This window comes from Mesorhizobium sanjuanii, from assembly GCF_002529485.1.
GTDB classification, from domain to species: Bacteria; Pseudomonadota; Alphaproteobacteria; order Rhizobiales; family Rhizobiaceae; genus Mesorhizobium; species Mesorhizobium sanjuanii.
Window position 1 is genome coordinate 1 of record NZ_NWQG01000013.1, and the last position, 24,136, is coordinate 24,136.

Consider the following 24,136-nt stretch of genomic DNA (forward strand, 5'->3'; position numbering starts at 1 on the left):
GTGAGAAACTCACCAGGCCTTATTGTCAGATTGATCGACTTCAATACTGGCAATCTGGCGTAGCTTTTGGAAAGGCCCTGAATTCGAACCGGAACCCCGGCGATTCCCAGAATGCCCGGCTCGGTTTTTACGGTATCCGCCGTGTGGTCAGTCATTTATCGAGCCTTTGAACCGCAGTATCAAACGAATGCGTCTGGCGCTTTTGGTGCTATCAACGTCTTCAGTTCGAGCTCAGGATCGCGATCCCAGGCTCGAACTGATCTGAGTCACAGCACTGTTACTCTTGCTTAAAGGCATCCCACTGCTCCTGAGCTTTGCTCAAGATGCCTGGGGTCGACCAGTATTCCGCATTCTTTAGCGCGTACCCGGCTGCGTCTTTCATTCTGGGCAACGTCTGAATGACCTCCGGGGTCAACATGTTATCGCTGAATACCTTCTGATTGATAGGCACAGCTGTAAAGCTTTCGGGAATTGTCCTTTGAACTTCAGGTGACAGCATCGACGCTATAAATTTCATAGCCAATTTTTTGTGTTTGGCACCCTTAGGAACCACCAAACATTGAGGGACAAGGATAGACTGATCTAGGCTCCTGTCGATCACACCCTCTTTGTAGAGGGGATCCATTCTAACCTGCCACCCATACAATATGTCGATTTCACCGTTTCGGACGAGGTCGATTTGCTGCTGCCCACCAGTATACCAGACTGTTATGTCAGACTTGATCTCCCGCAACTTTTCTAGAGCTTTGGGAATATCAATTGGATAGAGCTTGTCAGTTGGTATACCGTCTGCCATTTCCGCTACTTCGAGCGTCTCTTGCGGCGCGTCATAGAGCGCCCGGCGGCCTGGATATTTCTTCACATCCCAAAAGTCGGCGTACGTTTTTGGAGGATTTTCAGCGAATAATCCTTTTCGCCAAGCTAAGTAGGCACCGGTGGACCATGGGCCCGCGACCCAGGACGGTGTGACGAAACGTGGATCGATCCCCTCGGTATTGATTACTGCGTAGTCCAGAGGCTCGAACAATCCTTCGGCTGCCCCAGTGGCGCAGTCAGGAATTGACAAATCGACCACGTCCCAGAGAACCGCTCCAGACTGAACCTGAGTGCGAATACCGGCTATGCCGAGTGATGCACCGGTGTCTTCTTTGAACGGAATCCCTAGTTTCTTACTGATCGGTTCCCAAAAGATATGGCGCATGGCGTCCTGGTAGGACCCGCCCCAAGAGGTGAACGTGATAGGTTCATCGGCAGATGCGGCGTTGGGCAAAACCGCCAGAAAGCTGCAAGCGACAATGATTGACCTTAACTTCATAATTCCGGCTCCCATTTGTTGGTAGATTATCGACATTTCCTTGAGTTGAGCACCGTTGTTCTTAATCGTCTGCCTAGACAATCACGACCAAATGCACTTCAATCTAGTCCTTTCCTGTGTTGCCGCAGAGAGGACTCGATCACTACGAGAGACCATCGAGGATTCCCCTTGTTTTTGCCTCGTAAGCGGGGCCGAAAGTCGGCGCATTATGTTGGTCTCAACGTCAAGATTCACATCGCGTCGGCATCCACCGTGAAGATATGTCCCGACATACGCTTGCCTGCATCCGAGACAAGAAAGAGCGCCATAGCCGCGATATCATTTGGCAGCACCCCTATGCCCAGCGACGATGCCGACATAAAGCGTGCACGGACCTCGTCGCGGTCGATTGCCAGGTTAGAAGCTTCCTCGGCGATTACACGCTCTAGACGATCGCCTTCAACCCAGCCGGGACAGATGACGTTGACTCGTATCTTCGAAGGACCCAATTCCTTGGCGAGGCTCTTGGCAAGTCCGATGACCCCCCATTTCGAAGCGTTGTAGGGTGACCGTCGCGCATTGCCCTCCAGGCCTGCTGTCGACGAAATATTTACTATAGCTCCGCCACCGGCCTGTCGCATAAGAGGAGCGGAGAGACGGGCAAGCACAAAATGACTTGTGAGATTTACCGCCAACGTCCGGTTCCAAGCCTCCAGTGTCATGGATTCTGCAAGTTCGATCGGGCCTGCTATGCCGGCATTGTTGATGAGAATGTCGATTCCGCCCAGCCGCTCAACTGCGGCAGTGAAGAAGCGCTGCGTATCGCCTGCATCAGCAAGGTCGCAACAGGTCGCACCAATAGAGCCATGACGCTGATTTATATCTGCGACCTTTTGCTCATCAACATCGCAAACTTCCACCCTGGCTCCCGCTTCCGCGAGCGTCTCGGCGATAACGCGGCCAATACCGGAGGCCGCAGCTGAGACGATAGCTCGGCGACCAGCAAGGGAGAGGGATGGGGTCATTGTTCTGCTCCTGATGCAGGAAAGCCCTCGACAATAGTCATTCCTCAGCCCTCCAACCTTTGCGAAAGCGATCGTCCGAGAGGCGCATCGAGAGGATTCAGATCTCGGAAATTCATGTATTCGCGCATCAGAACTCTGGCACACTGCGCGCACCAGTTGCCGTCAGCGCGGCGGATAGCGGTGCCTGTGAGACTTTTCCATTTGAAGTAACATCTCAGTCGCCCGCTATTATTATTAGATCGTAACACTCGTGGTGATTTCGCTCAAAATGACGCTGCAACCGCAACCGTCATTTCAAAATAGTGAGAAGATTGACGGGAGCGTTCGATCCGATAAACGTCACGAGAGCGCTTAGAGGTTCAAATTTGATGCGTTAAAAGGTTAAAAGGTCGTGGTCGAGTAGCTCAGCCATTCGGCTTTCGCCCTCATAGATCCGGGCGGGCGGATTTCCCGCACCCGGCTCTTCCCGAGGGTAACCCGCGTCATATCCCTGCTTGCGCCCAAGTTCGAGTGATGCGCGGAGTTGGCAGGGGAAGCGCGCCGTCAGGGTCTCGAACTCCGACCAGCCCATGCGCCGGCTTTTCTGGCTGCGCCGTCTCAGACACCGTAGCCATATCCGGCGCATTTGCCGATGGAATCCGTTGAGCGCTGGGTAGTTGTGCGGCCTGCCGTAGTAGCCGTAGTGTCCACGCAGAACGGCGGCGAACCACCTGTGCTGCGCAGCCAGTGGCGCGTGCATGAGCCGCCAGGCATCTTGGCGCAGCGCCGTCAGCTTGCGCGTCAGGCGTTTCCCTTCCGTCTTGTGCTTCACGATGAACCGGCCATCCCGGGTCCGCCGCAGTAGTGGGTGAAGCCCAGGAAGGCGAAGGTGTCTGGCCGCCGCTCGCCACGCCGCTGTCGTAAGAGGGCCGCGAACCGGCCAAACTCGATCAGCCGCGTCTTGTCCTCATGGAGCGTCAGGCCAAAGCCGGCCAGCCGCGCCTTGAGGGCCAACAGCATCTCCTCTGCATCGGCCTTCTTCTCAAAGCCCATGACGAAGTCGTCAGCGTAGCGCACGATCACAACACAACCGCGTGCATGGCGATGTCGCCATTGGTGGGCCCAGAGATCGAGGATGTAGTGCAGGAAGATATTGGCGAGGAGCGGGCTGATGCCCGCCCCTTGCGGGGTGCCCCTGTCCGTCTCTTGCTGTGAACTGGGTGCTCGATGCCGACATAGGCTCTTGAGCAGCTTCGCGTAGCGGCCGTCACCGCAGGCAAGGGCGAGCGTCGCGAAGAGGCGCGGTACACGGTGGCATGCGACCGAAAGATCCTCGCGGCATGCCTTGTGGCCGAGCGCGCAGGCCGGCCAGCTCTTTCCGACGCCAGCCGGTCCGATCAGGAGCAAGCTATGGTGCTGTCTGATCCAGTCGCATGTCGTCAGCTTCATGAAGAGATTGCGATCGAGACCGCGAGTTGCGCGGAAATCGGCGTTCTCGATCTGGGCGTCATGACGTAATCTGGCGGCACGGGCTCTGGCCTCGAAGCGCTTCGACGGCGCGTTGTCGCCTCCCGTTCGAGTAGGAGGGCAAGCCATTCGCCATGCTGGAGGGCTCTTGCCTCCGGCTGCGTCTCCAGTTCCTGGAACGCGTTTGCCATGCCGGAAAGGCCGAGTTCGCGCAGCATGTCGATGGTGGGGTTGGTCAGCATTTGTTGATTATCTCCTTAATGAAAGTAGCCTGGGCCGCGAAGATTGGCGTGCTCGCCCACGGCGGCAGGTTCGGCGGTGTGCCTGGAGGCTTTGTGGGATTTGATGAGGGCGCTGATGGTTTTGCAGTTCAGGCCGCCGATCTCGAGAGCACGGGCCGAAACGGCTTCGGCATGCGCTGTGTCGATCGTCTGGTAGAGCTTGAGAACGCCGAGGCATCTACTGAATCCCTGTTCCGGATGCGGCCGGCTGGCAAGGATGGCGATGACGAGCCCCTCGGTCTGTAGACCGATCGAACGAGCCCAGCGCCGGAAGCGCTCCGACGACCATTCCGCGTAGCGGCGGTGCGAACTGGGCATGTGGTCCGGATCGGTTCCAAAACGAGCCCCGCCATAGCGGCGCTGATGGGCAGCGACGCGCTTGCCCTTGAAGAATATCTCGATCATTCGGCTCGTCGCCCGGACATCCACCTGCTGGCGAATGAGGCCGTGCGGCACGGAGTAGAAATAGCGTTCGAACTCGACATGATAGTCTGTCGATACCCGCGCCAGCCGCCACTCAGCGAACTCGTATTCCTCGGCTGGTAGTGCGGCGAGCGCTGGCCGTTCCATCGTCTCGAACAGGTCGCGACGGCATTGGTCCAATCGCCGCATGACGTGGGTGTTAATCCGCTCGACAGCCTCCCGGACAGCGGCATTGGCTTCGTGCAGCGAAAAGAAGGTCTGGTTACGCAGCCGGCCTAGAATGCAGCTCTGCGCGAAACGGACTCCACTTCGACCTTCGGTCGCGCCGGCAGAACGCCGACACCGTAGTGCGAAGCCATCATGCCGAAGCTGCGGTTGATCTCCGGATCGTAAAAGCTTGCACGGTTCACACCGGACTTCAGGTTGTCAGGAACAATCAGGCGCGGGACGCCGCCAAAGAAGCGGAACATGCGCATATGCGAGCCAATCCAGTCCGGCAGGGTCTGGCTCCAGGTCGCCTCGGCGAATGTAGCTCGACGCGCCGAGCACCCCGAGAAAGATCTCGGCCTCGCGGATCTCGCCGGCCTTGCGGTCCACGATCGGCAGCTTCTTGCCGGAATAGTCGACGAACACCTTGTCTCCGGCGACATGCACCTGGCGCATCGTCGGCGTCAGCCGCCGCTCGAAGCCTCTAAAGAGATCACAGAATCTGCTGTAAGCGTAACCATCGGGATGAACGGCCCGGCGTTGCACGCGGCGCCATCATGATATTGAGACAGTGCGGCAGGGCTATGCTGGTGGGCGGTGTGGCCATGTTAGGGTGCGACGATCTCGCCGCAGCCCTATTCCTGGATCAGGCACCATCTGATCACGAACCAATGGCCAGCGGTTGTTCGACACCGGGGCGATCCCAGATTTGGTTAGCCTCGTTCGCTCAATCGTCCTGAAGATCTTCGGCGGCCTGTACTCCGGTCGTAAGCGATGCGCCAAGGCACCTTGCAATAGGCCGATGAACATGGAGCTTTCGCGCCATGACATTGGAACATGCGAGGGACGATATGGTCGCCGAGATCAGCGGCGCCGCAGCGACCGAAGAGCTTACAACGGTGCGCGGGCGCGTGCGGCAAAGAAGGCTGTGGAGTTGCACGGAGAAACGCGCGTTGCTCGGTCGTCGGTGACTGAGGTCGCGGAGGCGTTCGGCGTAGCTCAGTCACAGCTCTATGCCTGGCGCAAGCAGATGGACGGCGGCGAGCTCGAGGCCGATTGGGGGATGGAAATTTTCCGGCGGATCGAAGTGAACGATCTGCCCGAGGTCGAGCGTCCCGTCGCCGATTGCCCGGACCCGGCCGGGCCTTTCCGAACGGCGCGCGATTGCGGATCGACGGCACCGTCGATCCGACGGCACTGCGTATCGTCCTGGCGGAGTTGGATCTACGACCGCATCCGAGATTTCGGCCGTACCCGCAGCAAGATTCACACCGACGACACGCGGCTTCCGATCCTAGCGCCCAGCACCGGCAAGAGGCACAAGGGCGCGCTCTGGGCTTATGTCGCCGACGACCGCAGCGGCTAAAACCAGCTCTACAAGGGTGGCGCAATTCGAGAAGCTGCCTGCCTGGCCCATCTGCGTCGCAAGATATTCGACGTTCACGACAGCCAGCCGACCGAGCTCAGCACGACGGCCATGGCCGGGATCCAGGCGATCTACCGGATCGAGGAAGAGATACGGGGAATGCCGCCCGCCGAGCGATTGGCCGCACGACGAAGGCGGACCCGACCACTGGTCCGCGCACTGCGACGACAGCTCATGTGCCAGGGCAAGGGTTTGTCGCGCCATGCCGATATGGCGAAGGCCTTCGCCTACGGCACCAAGCGATGGCGCGCGTTCAATCGCTTCCTCTACGATGGCCAGTTCGAACCCGACAACCTGATCGCGGAGCGCGCCATTCGTGGATTTACAGTCGGCAGTCGGATTCCGACGATTTACCGGACGGCATTCCGATCAAAAACCGGACGCGATCATCCACCGAGGGCGGCAGGAGTCCTGACAGCATTAAACGGTCCCGGTGCAGCCAGCTTCATGGCTTCGGCATCGATGTCCGCAACGCCGCTGAGCCACATAGGCAATACGTGCCCGTCCTCAGGGACGAAAACAACCTTACTCAGCAGGAAATGCGCGAAAGTTCACACGCACGACTTTCCAAGCCAACAACGCTCGCAATCTGCGGCTGACCGTGTACCTCCCATTTCGGAGTACCGCAGACGACTTGATCCCGGGCATCGTGTCGTAAGCCACGAGATCGGACGAGAAGCTCAGTTTCGCTCGCTCAACTCCCTTAAGCTACTCATCAGTCCGAGAGATGCCCCAGACTACGTGTTGCCCTAGCGGTCAAATGGTTCACGATCGACGGGATAAATTCAAACGGTTTGCTCCAGATTCACGGAGTTTTCACGAGGCTTCACAACATCAAGGGACAGCGTCACTTGGGTAGGACGTTTTACATTATCGAGTACGGGGCAACAACGCTCGGCAATCTCTAGCAGTTCGGAAAAGGCATCTGGCTCTTCGTCACTGACGATTTTCACGACCGCAGAAATTGCAGGAAAGCCAGATCGAATACCGGCCCCCGTTCCAAAAAAACCTTGACTGTTCATCTCTGCCGACAACTCCACCCCGATTGACCTTACCTGCACGCCCAAAAAATCGGCATAGCATCGGACCGTCACTTCAATGCTGGCGCCAAGCGCGGCGAGCATCACTTCGGCTGGATTCGGGGCTGTTCCTGTGCCGCCAAAGCTGACCGGTTCATCAATTGTCATGGCGAGCCCACCAAAACGCGATTCCGACCGTAGTCCTTCCACCTGTCGTGTCATCCCCGACATCGTTTCAAGACAAACACGAGGCTCCCCAGAGAGGGATTCCTCACGGAGTTGTGCAAACAGGCAACCCAGCTTTGTGGACGGCTTTCCATCACGCATGTTGATACCTACTTGGTCTGAAGAAGATGACGAGGATAATAGAGGTGATGAGAGGATTGCTGCATTGGCTGTAGTCTGCTCCGCATCTAACCGATGGCGCTTAACGCGTAAGCGCAAAATCGCGGTCTAGGCAGTCATCGCCTGAAATCAAGTTTGGTGATCTCGACCAAACTCTCCGATCATTCCCAACCGTGAAAAAGTGCTTAAAACGCCCTCTTGTCAGCTCACGCCAACCGTATACGATGTCGTACTTCGGTTAAACGCCAATTGTGTGATTGGTTTCACCAGATTTCTTTGCACAACCTCATGAAATTTCGTGACACAATCTTTTTGACTGCATCTTCGGGATAGCCGTGATCAAACATCAACTGCACCAGATTAATTACATCCTGGGGCCTCTGAAAGCGAAACCCTTTCCAGTTCGGATCTGCAAAGTCGGGCCATTCGCTCACCATCTCGCGAGCCCACTGGTCCAGCAAGTCAGTCTCAAACACAAAGTCAAAACCAAAACCGACATAGTCCGGGCCGACAAGCTGGACAACGTGATCCAGATGCTTGAATATGGCCGACATCGCCCCGTGTTCATCGCCGATATAGGCATTGTTTCCTGAGAGACCAATCACTCCACCGTTCGCCGCCAGTGCCAATATTTGGTCGTCGCGAAGATTTCTGTAGTGTTCATGAAGAGCCATTATGCCGACATGCGAGAACATCAGCGGTCTCTCCGCCATGTTCAATACGTCAAGCGTAGTACGATATCCGGTATGAGCAAGATCTACGACCATCTTCAGGCGCTCGATTTCGCGCACAACTTGCTTACCATAGCTTGTCAGACCACCGTCGGCTTGGTCGGAACATCCTCCCCCGACAAAATTTGAAGCATTAAAGACTAGCTGAACGACACGCAGTCCGAGCTCCCGAAATACCTCCAAGACACCAACATTCTTTCCAAACCAAGCGGTGCCGTGGGTCTGCATTCCGACAGCCAGTTTTCCTTCAGTCTTTGCACGCACAACATCGTCGACAGTCAGTGCATGGATAAACTTGTCGGGCTTTGAATGAATTAGCCGCCTTTGGGATGCAATGCCCTTGACAGCGTAATCAAGGTCGCTGGCGTCTTCAGCAAATGAGATTGCAGTAAACGACACTCCCGCGTCAACATAATGATCAAGATACTTTGGCGGACAGCCATATGACTGGTTGGGTAGGTCAAGTGGGAAAAGCATGTCCCATATAATATTGTTGTTCCAAAAGTTTTGCGTTTTCTCGGAGATCATTTCTCAGCCATCCTCTCAGTAAATTCAGCCGTCGGCTTATCAGCATTATTGTCTTCTGAGGATGCGGTCGCAACACAGAAAGCAACTTATGAGACACCTCCGCATCCTCAACGAACTTCACCCCTGTTTTCACCATATTTGCGGGGCGGGGCCGCGTGTATGGAGTACTTAACGTATGATACCGCTACGACCTCCCGAAGCATTCGCTCGGCTAACGTCGCGAATCGTGTTGTTTCGTTCTTCGATCAGCGGAATCGTTCTTCCAGCAATAACCTCCTGCGCCTGATCAACGATACGCGCGCGCAGCTCGGGGCTCCAATCTGGCAACGGGGACTCTGTGACCAAAGGTGCCCGCCACTCTACACTTCCAAGAAGATCCATAAATGGGCCTAAGCCACGGTCACCCGCTGCCAAACTAAATGTTGCGAAAGGGCCCATGCATGACCATCGTAGCCCTAATCCGTCAGTTAGGCAGTCATCAACCTGGGCGACAGTAGCTTGTCCTGCCGCGATCATATGTAGCGCTTCACGAAACAGAGCAGTTTGAAGCCTGTTGGCCATGAAGCCGTTGATCTCTTTCTCCATGCGGAGAACGCGGTTTCCAGCTGCTTCGTAAAACGCAGCCGCCCAGTCCAAAATAGCGACGTCGGTCTTTTCTCCGCCGATGATTTCGATGAGCGGGATAATAATAAGGTATGGCGGATTAATGGGACGCGCCACAACCGTGCGTTCGGGATACTTGCAGCGCTTTTGAATTTCGGTCATTGGAAAGCTTGACGTACTCGAGCCAATAACGATTTCCGGCGGGACCAGCTCTTCAAGCCTCTCATAAACGCGCACTTTGAACTCAAGGTCTTCAGGGACGCTTTCCTGGACGAACTCCGCCCCAGAAACCGCTTCCTCGATGTCGTGAGTAAAGCGAAGACGTTCCCGCGAAGCGCCTGTCTTCAACCCAATCTGCTCAAGCACTGGCCACGCCTGGTCAAGCAGTCGCTCAAGGAAGTCGCGGGCATCTCTGCCCGGATCCTGTGCGATCACATCATATCCGTTGGCAAGGAACTGAGCTGCAAATCCCGCTCCTATGGTTCCTGAACCGATACATCCAACTTGCTTAACGTTTTTGGGATCGGGGCGGCCCATAGCGCTAAATATTTCCTTGAGTTGCGAGAAGGGTGTTGGACCAGCAATTCGACTTTGTGATTGAGTTGGAAGCTGTGCCTACGCTTTCGTCACTGCCCGGGCACTCCCCTGTTGTCTCGCGACTATTTGACCCGCTTGCCCGCTTTCTGAGCGAAGCATTGGCCAAATGAGGCCGATTTCGGTCGCCCGATCGTGAGTTTAGCGCGTTCGTACTGGCATTGCGATCAAAATGGCCTGCAGTTCGCAACGCACACATCAAAATTAGACAAAAGTGGCGGAAATGTTCATGTGCGTTACGCCCCTTGACGCCGACGGGGTAGGAAGGCGCTCCAGGGTCAGTGTAAGCAACTGCTCCCATATGGTTAGAGCTTTGGAATGGCCAGCAGCGCCTTGGTCAGTACGCTACGGTTCACATCCCGGTTTCAGGCACGCCTTCTGGGTAGGCAACCACTTCTTCGAGGCGCATAAAAGGTGAGACTGCCGCGTTTGGGCAAAGGTGCCATCGTCAGAAGGGATAGTCCTCTTGGCATTCGCCACATCGACGCCGGCCAGATGAAAGCGGGCAATCCAGCCGCCGCCTATGATGGGCTCGTCAACGTCCGCCTTACTGCCGATTGGGGACGAGCGCTGCAAGTACGGCTCAGCGTTTCGTTAGTTCTAGTTTACGACGAACTTCTTCTGGGCCGATGATCCGCGAGCCCATATTTTCAACGATATTGACAGCCTTCTCGACGAGCTGACCGTTCGTGGCAAACTGACCTTTTGCAGCGTACAGATTATCCTCGAGCCCTACGCGGACATTGCCGCCGGCTAGAACGGCAGCTGCTGGATAGGCCATCGCGTGGCGGCCGATAGCAAATGCTGAAAATGTCCAGTTCGAAGGGATGCTATTCACCATTGCCGCAAAGGTGAGCAGGTCATTCGGTGCACCCCAAGGCACCCCCATGCAAAGTTGAACCAAGACGGGATCTTTAATTAAGCCTTCCTCGACGAGTTGCTTGGCAAACCACAGCTGCCCGGTATCAAATATCTCGATCTCAGGACGAACGCCGAAATCGGTCATCATTTTCGACAGAACACGAAGCGTCGCTGGCGAGTTGGTCATAATAAGATCGCCGGCGTTGAAATTCATCGTGCCGCAGTCCAGCGTACAAATTTCTGGAACGCACTTAACGATATGGGCAAATCTTTCCGTGACCCCCAAAAGGTCGGTTCTCGGGTCTAGGGGAAGCGGTTGCTCCACACCTCCAAGTAGAAGGTCTCCACCCATACCGGCCGTAATATTCAGAACTACGTCAGTATCTGCCTGTCGAATTCGGTCGGTAACCTCTTTATACAAATCATGACTGTTGGAAGGGGCACCGGTCTCAGGATCACGAACATGTATGTGGACAACTGCAGCGCCCGCCTTGGCGGCCTCGACGGCCGCGGCTGCAATCTCTTTCGGTGAGCGAGGTACGTTGCGGGACGTTGATGCGGTGTCCGCTGCACCAGTCACAGCGCACGTGATAAAAACCTCGCGGTTGATGGATAGGGGCATTTAGTTCTCCTCATATGAAGGTGGACGCAGCGGCGGCAGCCAACGCCTTTCACCCTTTCACCGCGGACAGACAGAATTTCAAATACGTGGGATGAGCACTGGTCCACCGCCAATTCTTGGGCATCATGGAACACTCGTTAGATACTATTCCGCCAAAACTTCTGGATGCGTGAAACGGATAAAACGCAAATCCGAGGTGTTTGAAACGCTGGGACCTCAGCGGGCGGCGCTTCCGAGAGCGGCCTCGACGACGTTTACCCAGTAGGCCATTCCGTATGGGATTGCAGCGTCATCAAAGTCGTAGGCTGTATTGTGCAAAGCGGCCGACGGGCCGTTGCCGATGAATATGAGAGCTCCGGGGCGAGCCTGAAGCATGTAAGCGAAATCCTCTGCACCCATGACCGGTCTGAACATCTCGTCTATCGCTGCCGCGCCTGTACCTCCAGCCGCGCGGACGGCAAGAGCTGTGGCAGCCGTATCATTCACGGTCGCTGGAACCGATCGGCGGTACCGGTAGGCAATGTCTCCTCCGAAGGCTTGCGCAATTGTCCGCGCAGTGATCTCCAGCTGAGTCTCGGCGAAGTCACGCAGGGCAGGGGCCAACGCGCGGACTGTTCCTGCCAGTTCGACTTCATCGGCAATCACGTTATAAGCATTCGAGGCGCGGAGTTTCGTGACGGAGATTACCAGCGACTCGACGGGATCGGTGCTGCGCGATACTAAGGCCTGCAGGCCAATAATGACCTGAGCGGCTATTACGACCGGATCAACTGTTAAGTGCGGGGCTGCAGCGTGCCCGCCGCGACCCTTTACAACGATGTCAAAATCATCCTGCGAGGCCATCATCGGGCCAGCGCAAATGGCGAACTTACCAACATCGAGTCCTGGCCAGTTGTGCATCCCGAAGACCTGGGAAATTTGAAAACGGTCCAAAAAGCCGTCTTCGACCATCTTGAGCCCGCCCGAGGGCAATTCGACCTCCTCGGCCGGTTGGAAGATAAGCGCGACTCCGCCCCTGAAATTCCGTCTCCTACCGAGGTACTTGGCAGCACCAAGCAGCATGGCCATGTGGCCGTCATGACCGCAGGCGTGCATCTTCCCGGGGATCTTCGAGGCCCAATCCTTTCCCGTCGCTTCATGGATCGGCAGGGCGTCCATATCTGCTCGCAGGCCAATTGTCGGCCCCTCGCCACCCTCGCCCTGGATCAAAGCGACTATGCCGGTGCCGGCCATGCCAGTTTCAATGTGGTTGATTCCAAAGGACGCCAGCTTGTCTGCAACAAACTGTGCCGTCTCGTGCACAGCAAAGTCGAGTTCGGGGTTTTGATGAAGATGCCGGCGCCAGGCCGTGATCTCGTCGGTCAGGTGATAAAGCTCGTCGACTGAGTGCATGCAGACTCCCTTAAGCGACGTCTGGCGGCCATCGCAGGGCCGTGGTCCGTGCCTATGTGCATAATCTGCCCTAAGCGTTTGGAATAGTTTGGCCAAAATTTGCATTCCGGTGAAAAGAAACGCTCGCATATCCGCGACGTTTGCAATAATGGCACTTTTGAATGGGGTAGCGTTTCATTGAGCTTCCGATTTTGCAACCAGCGTTTCGGTACGCTTTGCATAATCGTGGCTTCGCCTCTAAGGTGCTGGGATGCTTGATGACCTTGACCGGCGGATACTGGGCGCTCTTCAAAAGAACAACAGGTTGTCGTTTGCCGAACTTGCGGATCTCGTGGGCTCATCTGCTGCCTCATGCATGCGCCGCGTCAACAAGTTACGCGCCGATGGCGTTATCACCGCTGATATCTCCCTGGTTGACCCCAAAGCACTTGGGAAGTCGCTGACCGTGGTCGTAACGGTGGAGCTCGATCGCGAGCGTTTAGATCTAGTCGACGAGTTCAAGCGAGCAATGAGGGCGGCAAAAGAAGTCACTCAATGCTATATGGTGACAGGTGATGCTGACTTTGTTCTTATTGTAGCGGTGGAGGACGTCGAAGCCTTTGACATTTTTGTAAAGACGAAACTCTACACAAATCCCAATGTGCGCAAATTCAAGAGCATGATTGCTCTGGACCGCGTGAAGTTTGAGCCTCGGGCTCTGTTGTAGCTGTGGTACGGCTGAACGTTTCCGTCACTTCTGCCCCTTTTTGAAGCGGTCGTTGCAGCCGGAGGGCCAGTTTGATCGCAATCAGCGCATCGAAGTCTGCAATTTAATGGACTACTGGATGACCGGGGCAGCCCCGAAAGGGGTCATGCGCCAGTCGATAGCGGCGACGACATCTGGCACGCGCAGCGTGCTGGGTGTCTGAAGATGCGCCAGCACTTGAATTGCTAGGACGTGGAGCCGCTGGGCGGTCCCTCGGCGGCAAATCGTAACCGGGTGTGTGCGTAGCCCCTGTATTGCAAGATTTGGAGGACTCAGGAATGACACTTGCTGCAGTCGAAGCTGCAACGACTCTCCCAGCCATAGAGCAACGGCACTGCGATCCACGGCATTATCCTCACGGCGTAGCTTTCATGGATGATCAGTACCTGCCGATGTCCGAAGCCAAGGTGTCCGTTCTGGACTGGGGCTTTCTGCATTCCGACGCCACCTACGACACCGTTCATGTTTGGGACGGGAGGTTCTTCAGGCTGGAACTGCACCTGGACCGGTTCTTCCGCGGAATGGAAAAGCTGCGCATGAAGCTTCCCTATGACCGCAGTGAGATCGAAAAGATCCTGTCGACCTGTGTGGCGCTGTCCGGGCACAAGTCGGCCTATGTCGAAATGATCTGCACGCGGGGCTGCTCGCCCACCTTTAGCCGCGACCCCCGCCAGTCGGAGAACAGGTTCATCGCATTCGCGGTGCCTTTCGGGTCGGTTGCCAACAAGGAGCAGATGGAGCGCGGCCTACATGTCGCCATCAGCAACACCGTCCGGATCCCGCCCAAGTCGATCGATCCGACCATCAAGAACTATCACTGGCTCGATCTGGTGAAAGGCCTGTTCGATGCGTACGACTACGGTGCCGAAACGGGATTGATTGTCGACATCAATGACAACATTGCCGAGGGGCCTGGCTTCAACGTTTTCACCGTCAAGGACGGCCGCTTGAAGACACCGGCTTATGGCGTCCTTGCGGGCATTACCAGGCAGACCGTATTTGATCTTTGCGACGAACTCAGCCTACCCGTCAGCGCCGGCGACATTGATCGCGACGAGCTGAAGGGCTCCGATGAGGTTTTCATCACGTCTACCGCCGGCGGGATCATGCCGGTGTCCAAGATAGACGAAACCGTTGTAGGCGACGGCAAGATCGGCGCCCTCACACGTCAGTTGACTGAGCTGTATTGGAAGAAGCATGCCGACCCGGCATGGTCGACCCCGGTAAATTACGCGTAGGACGGCGAAATATTGTGGAGAGATCCTCGCCCGTGCGGCGAGGACTTGCTGCCTTGACCGACGCCTTCATTTCTCATCTCTCGAACGAACTCGCGGGCCTGAAGTCTGCGGGCCTTTACAAATCCGAGCGGGTGATTTCCTCGATGCAATCGGGGCAAATCGAGGTCGGTGGCGAGAACGTGCTGAATTTTTGCGCCAACAACTATCTCGGCCTCGCCGACAGCGCCGAGTTGCGAAAGGCGGCCTCGCAGGCTCTGGACCGCTATGGCTACGGCATGGCGTCGGTGCGCTTCATCTGCGGCACGCAGGAGGAGCACAAGGAGCTCGAAGCGACGATCTCGTCCTTCCTTGGCCTGGAAGACACGATCCTCTACGGCTCCTGCTTCGACGCCAATGGCGGCTTGTTCGAGACGCTGCTTGGCGAGGAAGACGCGATCATCTCGGATGCGCTGAACCATGCCTCGATCATCGACGGTGTCAGACTGTCGAAGGCCAAGCGCTTCCGCTATGCCAACAACGACATGGCCGATCTCGAGGCGCGGCTGAAGGAGGCGAAGGATTGCCGCTTCCGCTTGATCGCCACCGACGGCGTGTTTTCCATGGACGGCATCATCGCCAACCTGAAGGGTGTTTGCGACCTTGCCGACAAATACGATGCCATGGTCATGGTCGACGACAGCCACGCGGTCGGCTTCGTCGGCAAAAACGGCCGTGGCTCGGCCGAACATTGCGGTGTCGAGGGCAGGGTGGATATCATCACCGGTACGCTGGGCAAGGCGCTGGGCGGCGCTTCCGGTGGCTACACCTCCGGCAGAAGTCAGGTGGTCGACTGGTTGCGCCAGCGCTCGCGACCCTATCTGTTCTCCAACACGCTGATGCCGGCGATCGCCGGCGCCTCGATCAAGGTCTTCGACCTGATCCGCAATGGCGATGCCTTGCGCAAACGCCTCTATGCCAATGCGGCGCGGTTCCGATCTGAGATGGGTAAGCTCGGCTTCACGCTGGCCGGCGCGGACCACCCGATCATCCCGGTGATGCTGGGCGACGCCAGCTTGGCGCAGGAGATGGCGGCGCGCATGTTGAAGCGCGGCATCTATGTCATCGGCTTTTCCTTCCCGGTGGTGCCGAAGGGCCAGGCGCGCATCCGCACACAGATGTCGGCGGCGCATTCCACTTCCGACATCGATCGCGCCGTGGCGGCGTTTGCGGCGGTAGCAAGGGAACTTTCGATTATATGACCCGCAGAATCTGACTGACTCGCCGCCAAATTTCGCGCGAATGCCTAGGCCAGCACCTTATCAGCGTATCTGCGCTAGCTGCTTCGGCGCCCGAACCGTGAGCAGTTGGGCCTTTCCGTCAGTGATCACGACTGTTTCCTCATGCAGGACGATTTTACCGGGCTCGTACTCCAAGGCAGGCTCAATGCAGAGCACCATGCCTGGCTGCAACACCGTATTGTCCTCCAGTCGAATTGACGGCGGTTCGGTTAGCCGCAACCCAAGTCCATGCCCCATGCGTCCGTTGCTATTGAGGTCCGCCCCACCCGAAGAGAGTGCCTTAGCCATCTGCTCAAAGACAAATCCTGCCGTAACCCCTGCTGTTGCCGCTTGAAGCCCAATCTCGTGCGCGTCCCACACCTTCTCTTGAGCATACCGTAAGGCATCTGTAGCCCTACCAACCTGGTAGTTGCGATCGTAGTCGCAAAAATACCCATCAAAGGTGGTACCCGTGTCTATGAAGAGCAGGTCGCCATCGGCGATCGGTCGGTTCCTTGGCCCGCCTGTAATCTCGAAAGGCCCGCCGACGTCGGATCTGCAAATGAGGGTTGGAATAGCGCTGGCACCTCCCATATTCAGGCGACCGCGGAATTCCCGAAGAATCGTACGCTCGGTATCGCCGATTTTAACGAAACCGGGGACTTGGGCGTATACGGCACCCGCGATGCCGACTGCCTTTTTGATTTTACTGACCTCGGCCGGGCTCTTGATCATGCGGAGCTGCCAAATGAGGCTTGCGCCGTCAACAATCTCGACGCCTTTCAGATCGCCAATGATCGCATTCAATTGCGTTACCGGCATTCCCAGTCGCAGTTCGAAACCAAGCTCAGCCCCGACCCGTCCGTGTCGCCGGGGCAGGTCGGATATCGCAGCGACAACAAGAGAGGTCCCTTCGTCCTCGGGCCGAGGCGACGACCAGGATCTGATTTCCTTGATCCATGTCTTCTCAATGATCGCCCTTCCGATCTCTGGAATGATCGCAAGGGGCGCCCCGGTAGCAGGCACTAGCACGAACCAGGGCCGGGTGTAGCTCTCCCAGAACGTGGAATCGACACCGATAAAGTATCGAATATTGTCCATCGAAGTGAGCAATAGGCCGTCAAGGTGATGTAGCTCCATTAACCGCTGAGCCCGTACAACGCGGTCTTCGAACTCGGTTGGCGCAAAGCCGTAGGAGGCCTCTAGATCCATTCTATAACCCTGTCTATCCAACGTTCTCGGCCGTGGCGGCTGCATCTACCACCATCCTAAAGGCGCTCAGTGCACGAAAGATGCCAAAATCGCGCTGACGGCGCAGATGCTATTTCAAATGTGCCTGATCGCCCGCCAGATTTGCGTCTCTCTACGAGCGCGAGGCGCTTCAGTGGGTAGCCTCAATCAGGCCGCCTGAGCATTCAAACCGCCAATCTCAATTGCTTCCACGGCCGCTGCTTCATCGTTGTCAGATGTATCTCCGGCGAGCAACCGACCGGCCTGGTCTAGCACTAGCACGCCCCAAGAATCTTGCCGCCTAATAAAGCGGTCAGGCCGGCTACAAAGTGAGGGCGGTCGCCTGATGCTTTGTCGAGCCAGCGCGAACCGAAACCGACGGCCAGAGCTCCGTACGCCTTGCCGAATGCAATTTCAAAGCGGAGCATTGAAGCCCGTCCTGCTTCTGAAACGCGACCAAGTGGCCGCCAGCATCCAGAACCGCAACGCTCCGGGGCTTAAGACCCTTCCCGCTTGCCGTCGACCAAGCCCGATAATGATGGAATTGGCAACTTCCAAGTCAGCTTGGTCATTTGATTTTCCCTTGAGCTTGTTAGCGGCGGCGTCTTCTACGCCCGCCAAACGAGCATCGACCGGAATATCCGCAGCCACAACCGTGGCCAGCATGGCCGATGTTGCGGCAGAAAGCGTCCACCCGAGATGTCCATGACCCGTATTATAGAAGACACCTGGAACTCGGCCTTTGCCGACCCGGGGCATCATGTTCGGCATCATCGGCCGCAGCCCTGCCCACGGCACAACGTGTTCAGTTGCGACTTTCGGGAACACCATCCGCGTCCAGTCGACCAAAGGTCTGATGCGATCTTCGCGGATGTCGAAATTGACGCCGTTGAACTCTGCGGTACCTGCGACGCGCAGGCGCGCTGCACCGAGGCGGCTGGTCACAAATTTTGGCCCGGTCGTCCAGAATGCTTACCCAAGGCGCCGAGGAATCTGCCGCCAACCCATCCAAATCCACTGTAATTGAATACCCTTTCACCGGATAAATATTGATGCGATCCCCGAACATCACAGCGATATCGCGACTATTTGTTCCCGCACGCACAACAATGCCGTCGGCTTCCAACGTCTGATCGGCGCCCCCAGCTGTGCAAACGAGGTTAAAGCAATTCCGGTGTTCAATCCGGGTCACCGCAGCGTCATAGATAAATTGAGCGCCACGCTTTGTGCAGGCCTTCTCCAAGCCCGCGCAATACTTGTGAATGTCGCCGGTAGAATCCGACAGGGTGAAAAAACCTCCATAAAAATTGCCATGCAAATGGAGTGCGCCCCTAGGGGTGGACACTGATCAGGCTGCGGTTTTGGCCGTCTGCCAGATGTTGATCCTCGAACTGTTGCGGGCTGAGATATCCCAACGCCGAATGGAGCCTGCGTTTGTTGTAGACCTCGTCGATGAAGTGGGGAAGGTGCTCGGCAACGTCGTCGGAGGTTTCAATCGCCATCGGATAGACCGCCGCGAGCTTCAGGGTCTTCATGAAGCTCTTTGCCTTTGCGTTGTCATAAGGATTGCCCTTGCGGCCCATCGAGCCGGCCAGACCGTGGCCGGCGAGAAGCTGCTGGTAAGTCTCGGCGGCATATTGGGCGGATTCAAACGATCGTCGCAACACCTAAACGAAGGTAGGTTGCGATGGGCATTCGAAAGCGACGATCACACCGTTCTGCACGAGCGCCGTTGCCGTCACCGGGACGTCCGCCAGTAGCGGGGCGATCTGAACTCCAGCGATTCTTGTTAGCGCAGGGAATGACCAGCGAAGATGCTGCGCTGGCGGCTGGTATGTCGCAACTTGTCGGAACCAGATTGTTCCGACAGGCAGGCAGCATGCCACCAGCGATGTTCAGATCTTCGACCAAGCCGTCGTCCGGGCGGTATCTCTCGTTTGCGGAACGTGAGGAGATCGCACTTTTCGCGTTCAGGGCCTTTCGAGACGCGAGATCGGACCCCGGCTTCGCCGATCCGCCTCTCGACCATCTCCCGTGAGCTACGACGCAATGCCGCGACGCGCAGCGGCGGGCTGGAATATCGTGCATCGACAGCCCAATGGCACGCCGACCGATCGGCCTGTCGGCCCAAACCGACCAAGCTTGCGCTCAACGCAACCTTGCGCACTTAAGTGGAGCAGCGACTGGCCGGCGTCGACATGTCCCCAAGTGGCGCCGCCGTTCCTGGTGCGGCCGTTCGGTTGAAGGGCCGCCGGCACGGTCCGCGAAAGGATCGGCGATGGGCCAGGGCTTGGAGCCCGGAGCAGATCGCCCGACGCTTGCCGATCGACTTGCCGGACGACAAGACGATTACGCATCAGCCACGAAGCCATCTATCAAGCCCTCTTCGTTCAGGGTCGGGGAGCGCTACGCCGCGAACTGTCGACCTGCTCGCGAACGGGGCGCGTGCTGCGGGTCCCCAGAGCCCGCGTACGCAGTCGAGGTAAGAGCTTTGTCTTGCCGGAGATCATGATCAGTCAACGCCCCGCCGAAGCGGCCGATCGCGCGGTGCCGGGTCACTGGGAAGGAGACCTCATCCTTGGTCTTGGCAGCTCGGCGATCGGCACGCTGGTTGAGCGTACGACACGCTTCACGATGTTGCTGCATCTTCCCGGCTCGCGGGGGCATGGCGAAACTCCGCGCATGAAGAATGGCCCTGCTCTCGCGGGACACGGGCCGAAGCCGTGCGCGACGCAATTACGCGCACCATCATCACCTAGCCGAAATGGCCCAGCACGATCGCCTCAAGATCGATGCGGGTGTCTAGGTCTACTTCTGCGACCCGCAAAGCCCTTGGCAGCGTACAACGAGAACACCAATGGGCTGCTGCGTCAGCACTTCCCGAAAGGCACCGACCTGAGCATCCACAGCGCTGATGAGATCACCGCCGTGGCAACGGCCCTCAATGCCCGACCGAGAAAGACCTGGGTTGGAAAACGCCGGCAGAGGCGCTTGACGATTTGCAGCCATCAGTGAATACGGTGTTGCGACGATCGTTTGAATCCGCCTTGGGAGCCGCGATCGGAATGGTGAACGCAACCTGGCGGTGGCTTTCTGCGCCCGATTTGCGGCGCGCAAGGCGGCGGCCGTCAGGCGGGCACCTGACGCTTAAACGTGATGCTGCAACTACGATGTCTTGCCATGGTTCTGCTTCGAAAACCCGACAGCCATGGTCAATTCCTCAGGACGGTCTGTCCACCCCTAGGGGCGCACTCCAGCAGCAGGACATAACAGGAAGCAAGCAGCACGATGGCGAGAGTCACTTTTTTCTGGTGCGCCAGTTGCTCCAAGCGCGCGACCAGCGGCATCTCAATATAAACGGAGAAAACCGACCCGGTGTGCGTGGCAAGCGCGGCTCGCGGTCTGTCGGTCGGAAGAGCCAGGTCAGGTTCATGTTCAACAAACTGGCTGCGCCAGTAGGCCCACGTGCGTTCGCCGTCGTCCCCGGCAAGTAGGCGCTCTTGCCAGCTACGAAGTCCTTGTAAGGAGCCGCCGTGGTAAGATCCGGTATATCCGTGTCGCCAGAGCCTGCCGAACTCGTGCAGGAGGTGCGAATGCTAGCTGTCTGAAACGATGTGATGGAAATTGAGGAGGAGAACCTCTTCCCTGGCACTGCGCATGAACAGGTGTGCGCGAAACAAGGGCCCATGTTCCAGATCGAAAGGCGAGCGAGCTTCCGCTGCGATGGAGTGATAGAAGTCCGCCTCTTCGAGACCTTGTAGCCGAACGACCTCAAAACTCAGAAGGGCTGCCTCATGAATGCGCTGAACGACCTGCTCACCTTCCTGGTGAAAGGTCGTGCGCAGCATTTCATGGCGATCTATCAATGCCTGGAGCCCGCGGCGCAAGACCTCAATGTCGAACGCTACCTTTCTGTGCAACTCGACTGGCAGGTTGTATCCGCTCCCGGTTGGTCTTTTTTGATTATGGATCCAAAGCCCCATCTGGCCATGCGATAGCGGACGCGTAACATGATTCATGGCTTTCTCCAGCCATGTAGTGGTATGGAGAGCCTACCCGCCTTCTCTTGGAGACGGTTTGAAGTTTAGGAGAATTATTGTGTCGTTCGTTGCCGCATTAAACAATACATATTTACGCGGATTTATAATTGCTGGGATATGCTTTTTGAAACGATTCAAAAAGGTGGGCAGCCGTGGTAACAACCCGCTTCGCGATCGTTTACGTGGCTTCATATATCTTTACACATCGCGAGCCATCGGCAGTGTAGAAGTGGCTCCTAGTCCGTAACGACGACCCAAGACACGTAAGGCAGTTGAAGGGTATAAATGGCCAAAACGTCAACGTCTTGACTGTTTTGTGGTGGAGCAAGCTTTGATGCATGCATTCGAATAGGCAGACGGGCGCAATCGACGTTTGGGTTTTCCGGCATGCACAGCTGACGGTCCCGGCGTTACACATGCGCGAAGTGCTGAGTCCAGCTGAGCGGGAACGGGCGGAAAAAATTCGTCACATGGACACGCGCCTTTCATATCTTCAGGCAAAGAGCGCTTTTCGAATCATCCTTGCAGCGCACTTGCATGTTCCGCCCAGAGATCTCCAGATGACCGTTTCGCGCTTCGGCAAGCCCCAATTACCGGCGCACGGTATTGAAGTGAGCCAGTCTCATAGCCACGATTGGTCCGCCGTCGCCGTATCAGCTTTGGGCTTGGTCGGGATAGATATTGAGCGTTGGCGCCCCCTGGCAGATTACCGCCAGTTGGCTTGCCACATTATGACCGACCAAGAGGCAGGAGTTTTTGAAGACAGTCCGAGCGAGTTGACTGTGCGGAAGTTCTTGGAGCTCTGGACCAGAAAAGAGGCCGTACTGAAATGCGCCGGTCTTGGTCTCCGCCAAGACCCGCGCGGCCTTTATACGGGCTGGTATGAGCCGGCCGTGCAATTTGATAACGTGCAATATTACCTCAACGCACTCCCAATCTGCGGGCCATTGGTAGGGCATTTAGCGTCGCATGCTCCTCAAAAGATCATCATGCGCGGCCTGCCATCACAATTGGACGCTTGGGTGTAATGCCGTGCTGCAGCCGCGTTCTAAACTTAAACTAGGGCTAGGAAAGTTTTCACCGCCGGGCACGACCGGCAGATAGTCGATCTCGTCGCCCACGAGCAGCGAGGCGCGGCACATTGCCCCACATCGGTGGCTTCCTTCGTCGCAACGCTGACCGCGACCATCAGGAGGGTCGCCAGCCTGGCAACCACGACGCTTTTACGCTTAAAATAGAATCGGATGGCGGTTGCAAGAACGTCCTGCGCAGCGTCACGTGCATATCCACGCGGAATGCGTCCGCTATCTGATTTGCAGCCTATTCAAGCTCATCGGCAAAGGTAAGGCGCATCATCAATCCTCTCAGAAATGGTAATCGTCCTCGGCGCGATGCCTCGAGCAAACCAGCGCGATAGTTGTTTGGACAGCGCAAAGCCAAAGCCGGCAACCCTGCAACAGTCGGCGTGTTCAGAAACATAGCCGAGCGGTTGCTTGGAGTCCGAGCGGGGTCATCATCTCTCCGGGGCGTATCGTTTCGTAGGCGGGTTATCCTACTGCAGTTTGTGATTCTCTGACCAGTGCGCCACCGGCGAGTCTGGTTCCAGATATCGTCCGATCGCAGGTAGGCGACGATCTCTGGGAACAAAAAATCCCGATCGCCAAACTGCTTACTTATGCTCTTAAACTCCTCATCCGCCGCCATCTGCTTTTCGATCTCACCGATGACATAGCCATGGTGGCCGATGGCGCAAATGCCGCAGTCTGTTTTGACCACTTGGTCGACAAACTAGGAATTTCGCGCACCTTCATCAGCCGTTTGCGTGCCATAACATGAGCGCCGCACATTTCACGTGTGATTGATGGCCCAGGGCTTTTTTGTCGGCCATGCACGGAATGGGAACCCTGGATCGGCACCCAAAAAGGGCTCGACTCACTTTTGATGAAGTTCGAGCGCTGGCTCGCGTTGGTTGGTTTCACAAGGGATCAACCATGATGCAGCGAGCTCTACGTCCGTCGGTCCTGGTCCCTCGCGGGTTGACGTGGATAGCGCCTTCTGTGACGTCTAGTCTAAATCCGACAAGTAAAAACCAAAGCTTTGCTCAGGAAAGCCGCTCGATCGTTTCAGTCGCCGAGGATTTGATTAGCTGGGATAACTCGGGTTGAGTTAGCCAAATGAGCCAGTCATCATCTTCGATGTCTCGATCAGGTAAACTCAGGACGGATCCGTGTGCTTCTCTGTGAAGGTAGCCGTACTGATCGGCGACTCCCTTTTGGATAAGCCAAGAAGGCACAAGAGCATAGATGAAATCGGGGGACCATTTCGCCCATGCCAGCCCAAAAGCAACACCTGCAAGCGTGCGTGCTAAGCCCCGTCCTCTAAGGTCACTTCGGAGCCATAAATCGCCATGATACGCTACGATCCCGCTTATGATCCGAGCAGTCGGCGCGACACAAACACACGACGAACCCGGGCCGGCATGCCTTGCAGGATCCACATAGCAGGCTTTCAATGACTCAAGATGGTCAGCCAAATTGGTGGGCGCCAGATCATCCACACGAACTGCCTGGACATGCGCTACTTTACTGAATCTATCTTCTCCAACCACCCAAAAAGCCTTGCCGGGCTCAAGCTGTGAACAATCCGGGCGGAAGTTCGGAAAGGTAGGATATTTCCCGGCAATCTTACTGGTAATTGAAAGGTACTCCTCAAAATCGTCCCCCATCCTGAAACGCACGCCCGCTTTGCGGGCCTTTCGGTCAAGCGAGCAGATATATGTGGATACCTCAAGGGCGGTCGCGTCGTCATGCATTGCAGGGTACTCTAGCGT

At 56.7% G+C, this 24,136-nt stretch carries 19 protein-coding genes and 6 pseudogenes; 6 read left to right on the forward strand and 19 right to left on the reverse strand.

Going from position 1 to position 24,136, the window contains the following annotated elements; translation table 11 throughout:
* Positions 1-277: 277 nt before the first annotated feature.
* The 8 genes and pseudogenes from CN311_RS02815 to CN311_RS32855 all read right to left on the reverse strand — a co-directional run bounded on the left by CN311_RS02815 (position 278) and on the right by CN311_RS32855 (position 5,222).
* A complete protein-coding gene (locus CN311_RS02815; RefSeq protein WP_097571905.1) occupies positions 278-1,396 on the reverse strand; it encodes an ABC transporter substrate-binding protein in 1,119 nt (372 codons plus the stop codon).
* Between the two features lie 149 nt (positions 1,397-1,545).
* Positions 1,546-2,319, reverse strand: coding sequence for an SDR family oxidoreductase (locus tag CN311_RS02820; RefSeq protein WP_097571906.1), 774 nt, complete (start codon positions 2,317-2,319; stop codon positions 1,546-1,548).
* Positions 2,320-2,692: 373 nt separating this feature from the next.
* Entirely contained in the window at positions 2,693-3,130 is a 438-nt protein-coding gene (locus CN311_RS33180; protein ID WP_245440702.1) for a hypothetical protein, read from the reverse strand.
* A complete protein-coding gene (locus CN311_RS33185; protein WP_245440709.1) occupies positions 3,127-3,549 on the reverse strand; it encodes a reverse transcriptase domain-containing protein in 423 nt (140 codons plus the stop codon). Before CN311_RS33185 ends, CN311_RS33180 begins: the two co-directional genes overlap by 4 nt.
* A pseudogene (locus tag CN311_RS02830) lies at positions 3,529-4,007 on the reverse strand (ATP-binding protein); the annotation flags it as partial. The gene CN311_RS33185 and the pseudogene CN311_RS02830, both read right to left, overlap by 21 nt.
* Positions 4,008-4,022: 15 nt before the next feature.
* Complete coding sequence (locus CN311_RS32845) at positions 4,023-4,658, reverse strand: Mu transposase domain-containing protein (RefSeq protein ID WP_208866407.1); 636 nt, start codon at positions 4,656-4,658, stop codon at positions 4,023-4,025.
* Between the two features lie 86 nt (positions 4,659-4,744).
* Positions 4,745-4,945, reverse strand: a complete 201-nt coding sequence (locus CN311_RS32850; RefSeq protein WP_208866409.1) for a transposase — start codon at positions 4,943-4,945, stop codon at positions 4,745-4,747.
* On the reverse strand, positions 4,896-5,222 hold the full coding sequence (locus CN311_RS32855; RefSeq protein ID WP_208866410.1) for a transposase: 327 nt from the start codon (positions 5,220-5,222) through the stop codon (positions 4,896-4,898). Before CN311_RS32855 ends, CN311_RS32850 begins: the two co-directional genes overlap by 50 nt.
* 517 nt (positions 5,223-5,739) lie before the next feature.
* Between CN311_RS32855 and CN311_RS33190 the strand changes: the two are divergent.
* Positions 5,740-6,855: pseudogene (locus tag CN311_RS33190) on the forward strand (IS66 family transposase).
* 32 nt (positions 6,856-6,887) lie between these two features.
* On the opposite strand, the gene CN311_RS02850 reads toward CN311_RS33190, so the two are convergent.
* From CN311_RS02850 to CN311_RS02870, 5 genes are all read right to left on the reverse strand, one after another.
* Entirely contained in the window at positions 6,888-7,289 is a 402-nt protein-coding gene (locus CN311_RS02850) for an OsmC family protein (RefSeq protein ID WP_165779565.1), read from the reverse strand.
* A gap of 440 nt (positions 7,290-7,729) precedes the next feature.
* Positions 7,730-8,725, reverse strand: coding sequence for a dipeptidase (locus tag CN311_RS02855; RefSeq protein ID WP_097571909.1), 996 nt, complete (start codon positions 8,723-8,725; stop codon positions 7,730-7,732).
* 168 nt (positions 8,726-8,893) lie between these two features.
* Positions 8,894-9,865 (reverse strand): 3-hydroxyacyl-CoA dehydrogenase NAD-binding domain-containing protein, encoded by a 972-nt coding sequence (locus tag CN311_RS02860; protein WP_097571910.1) that lies wholly within the window; start codon positions 9,863-9,865, stop codon positions 8,894-8,896.
* Positions 9,866-10,505: 640 nt separating this feature from the next.
* A complete protein-coding gene (gene bcoG, locus CN311_RS02865; RefSeq protein WP_097571911.1) occupies positions 10,506-11,405 on the reverse strand; it encodes a 3-dehydrocarnitine:acetyl-CoA trimethylamine transferase BcoG in 900 nt (299 codons plus the stop codon).
* A 216-nt stretch (positions 11,406-11,621) separates the two neighbouring features.
* Entirely contained in the window at positions 11,622-12,797 is a 1,176-nt protein-coding gene (locus CN311_RS02870) for an amidohydrolase (protein ID WP_097571912.1), read from the reverse strand.
* Between the two features lie 250 nt (positions 12,798-13,047).
* Here CN311_RS02870 and CN311_RS02875 point away from each other — a divergent pair, with 250 nt between their 5' ends.
* The 3 genes from CN311_RS02875 to CN311_RS02885 all read left to right on the forward strand — a co-directional run bounded on the left by CN311_RS02875 (position 13,048) and on the right by CN311_RS02885 (position 16,018).
* Positions 13,048-13,503 carry an Lrp/AsnC family transcriptional regulator gene (locus CN311_RS02875; RefSeq protein ID WP_097571913.1) on the forward strand — a complete coding sequence of 152 codons (456 nt, stop codon included), beginning with the start codon at positions 13,048-13,050 and terminating at the stop codon, positions 13,501-13,503.
* A 410-nt stretch (positions 13,504-13,913) separates the two neighbouring features.
* Entirely contained in the window at positions 13,914-14,780 is an 867-nt protein-coding gene (locus tag CN311_RS02880) for an aminotransferase class IV (RefSeq protein WP_425351046.1), read from the forward strand.
* A gap of 53 nt (positions 14,781-14,833) precedes the next feature.
* On the forward strand, positions 14,834-16,018 hold the full coding sequence (locus CN311_RS02885; RefSeq protein WP_097571915.1) for a glycine C-acetyltransferase: 1,185 nt from the start codon (positions 14,834-14,836) through the stop codon (positions 16,016-16,018).
* A gap of 60 nt (positions 16,019-16,078) precedes the next feature.
* Here the strand turns inward: CN311_RS02885 and CN311_RS02890 are convergent, their stop codons facing one another.
* The 4 genes and pseudogenes from CN311_RS02890 to CN311_RS02905 all read right to left on the reverse strand — a co-directional run bounded on the left by CN311_RS02890 (position 16,079) and on the right by CN311_RS02905 (position 18,930).
* Positions 16,079-17,293, reverse strand: coding sequence for a M24 family metallopeptidase (locus CN311_RS02890; protein WP_342586598.1), 1,215 nt, complete (start codon positions 17,291-17,293; stop codon positions 16,079-16,081).
* 141 nt (positions 17,294-17,434) lie between these two features.
* Positions 17,435-17,824 (reverse strand): annotated as a pseudogene (locus CN311_RS02895) (GlcG/HbpS family heme-binding protein).
* Positions 17,825-17,881: 57 nt separating this feature from the next.
* Positions 17,882-18,584, reverse strand: a pseudogene (locus tag CN311_RS02900) (FAD-dependent oxidoreductase); the annotation flags it as partial.
* Positions 18,585-18,597: 13 nt separating this feature from the next.
* The gene (locus CN311_RS02905; RefSeq protein ID WP_208866412.1) at positions 18,598-18,930 is read right to left on the reverse strand and encodes an integrase core domain-containing protein; all 333 of its coding nucleotides are present in this window, start codon (positions 18,928-18,930) and stop codon (positions 18,598-18,600) included.
* Positions 18,931-18,953: 23 nt separating this feature from the next.
* On the opposite strand from CN311_RS02905, the pseudogene CN311_RS02910 reads away from it, so the two are divergent.
* Positions 18,954-20,265, forward strand: a pseudogene (locus CN311_RS02910) (IS30 family transposase); the annotation flags it as partial.
* A gap of 213 nt (positions 20,266-20,478) precedes the next feature.
* Here the strand turns inward: CN311_RS02910 and CN311_RS33195 are convergent.
* Positions 20,479-21,285 (reverse strand): annotated as a pseudogene (locus tag CN311_RS33195) (condensation domain-containing protein).
* A gap of 437 nt (positions 21,286-21,722) precedes the next feature.
* Between CN311_RS33195 and CN311_RS02920 the strand changes: the two are divergent.
* Positions 21,723-22,334: a 4'-phosphopantetheinyl transferase family protein gene (locus CN311_RS02920; RefSeq protein WP_165779566.1), complete on the forward strand. Its 612-nt coding sequence runs from the start codon at positions 21,723-21,725 to the stop codon at positions 22,332-22,334.
* 1,073 nt (positions 22,335-23,407) lie between these two features.
* On the opposite strand, the gene CN311_RS02930 is transcribed toward CN311_RS02920, so the two are convergent.
* A complete protein-coding gene (locus CN311_RS02930) occupies positions 23,408-24,118 on the reverse strand; it encodes a hypothetical protein (RefSeq protein ID WP_097571920.1) in 711 nt (236 codons plus the stop codon).
* Positions 24,119-24,136: the final 18 nt, after the last annotated feature.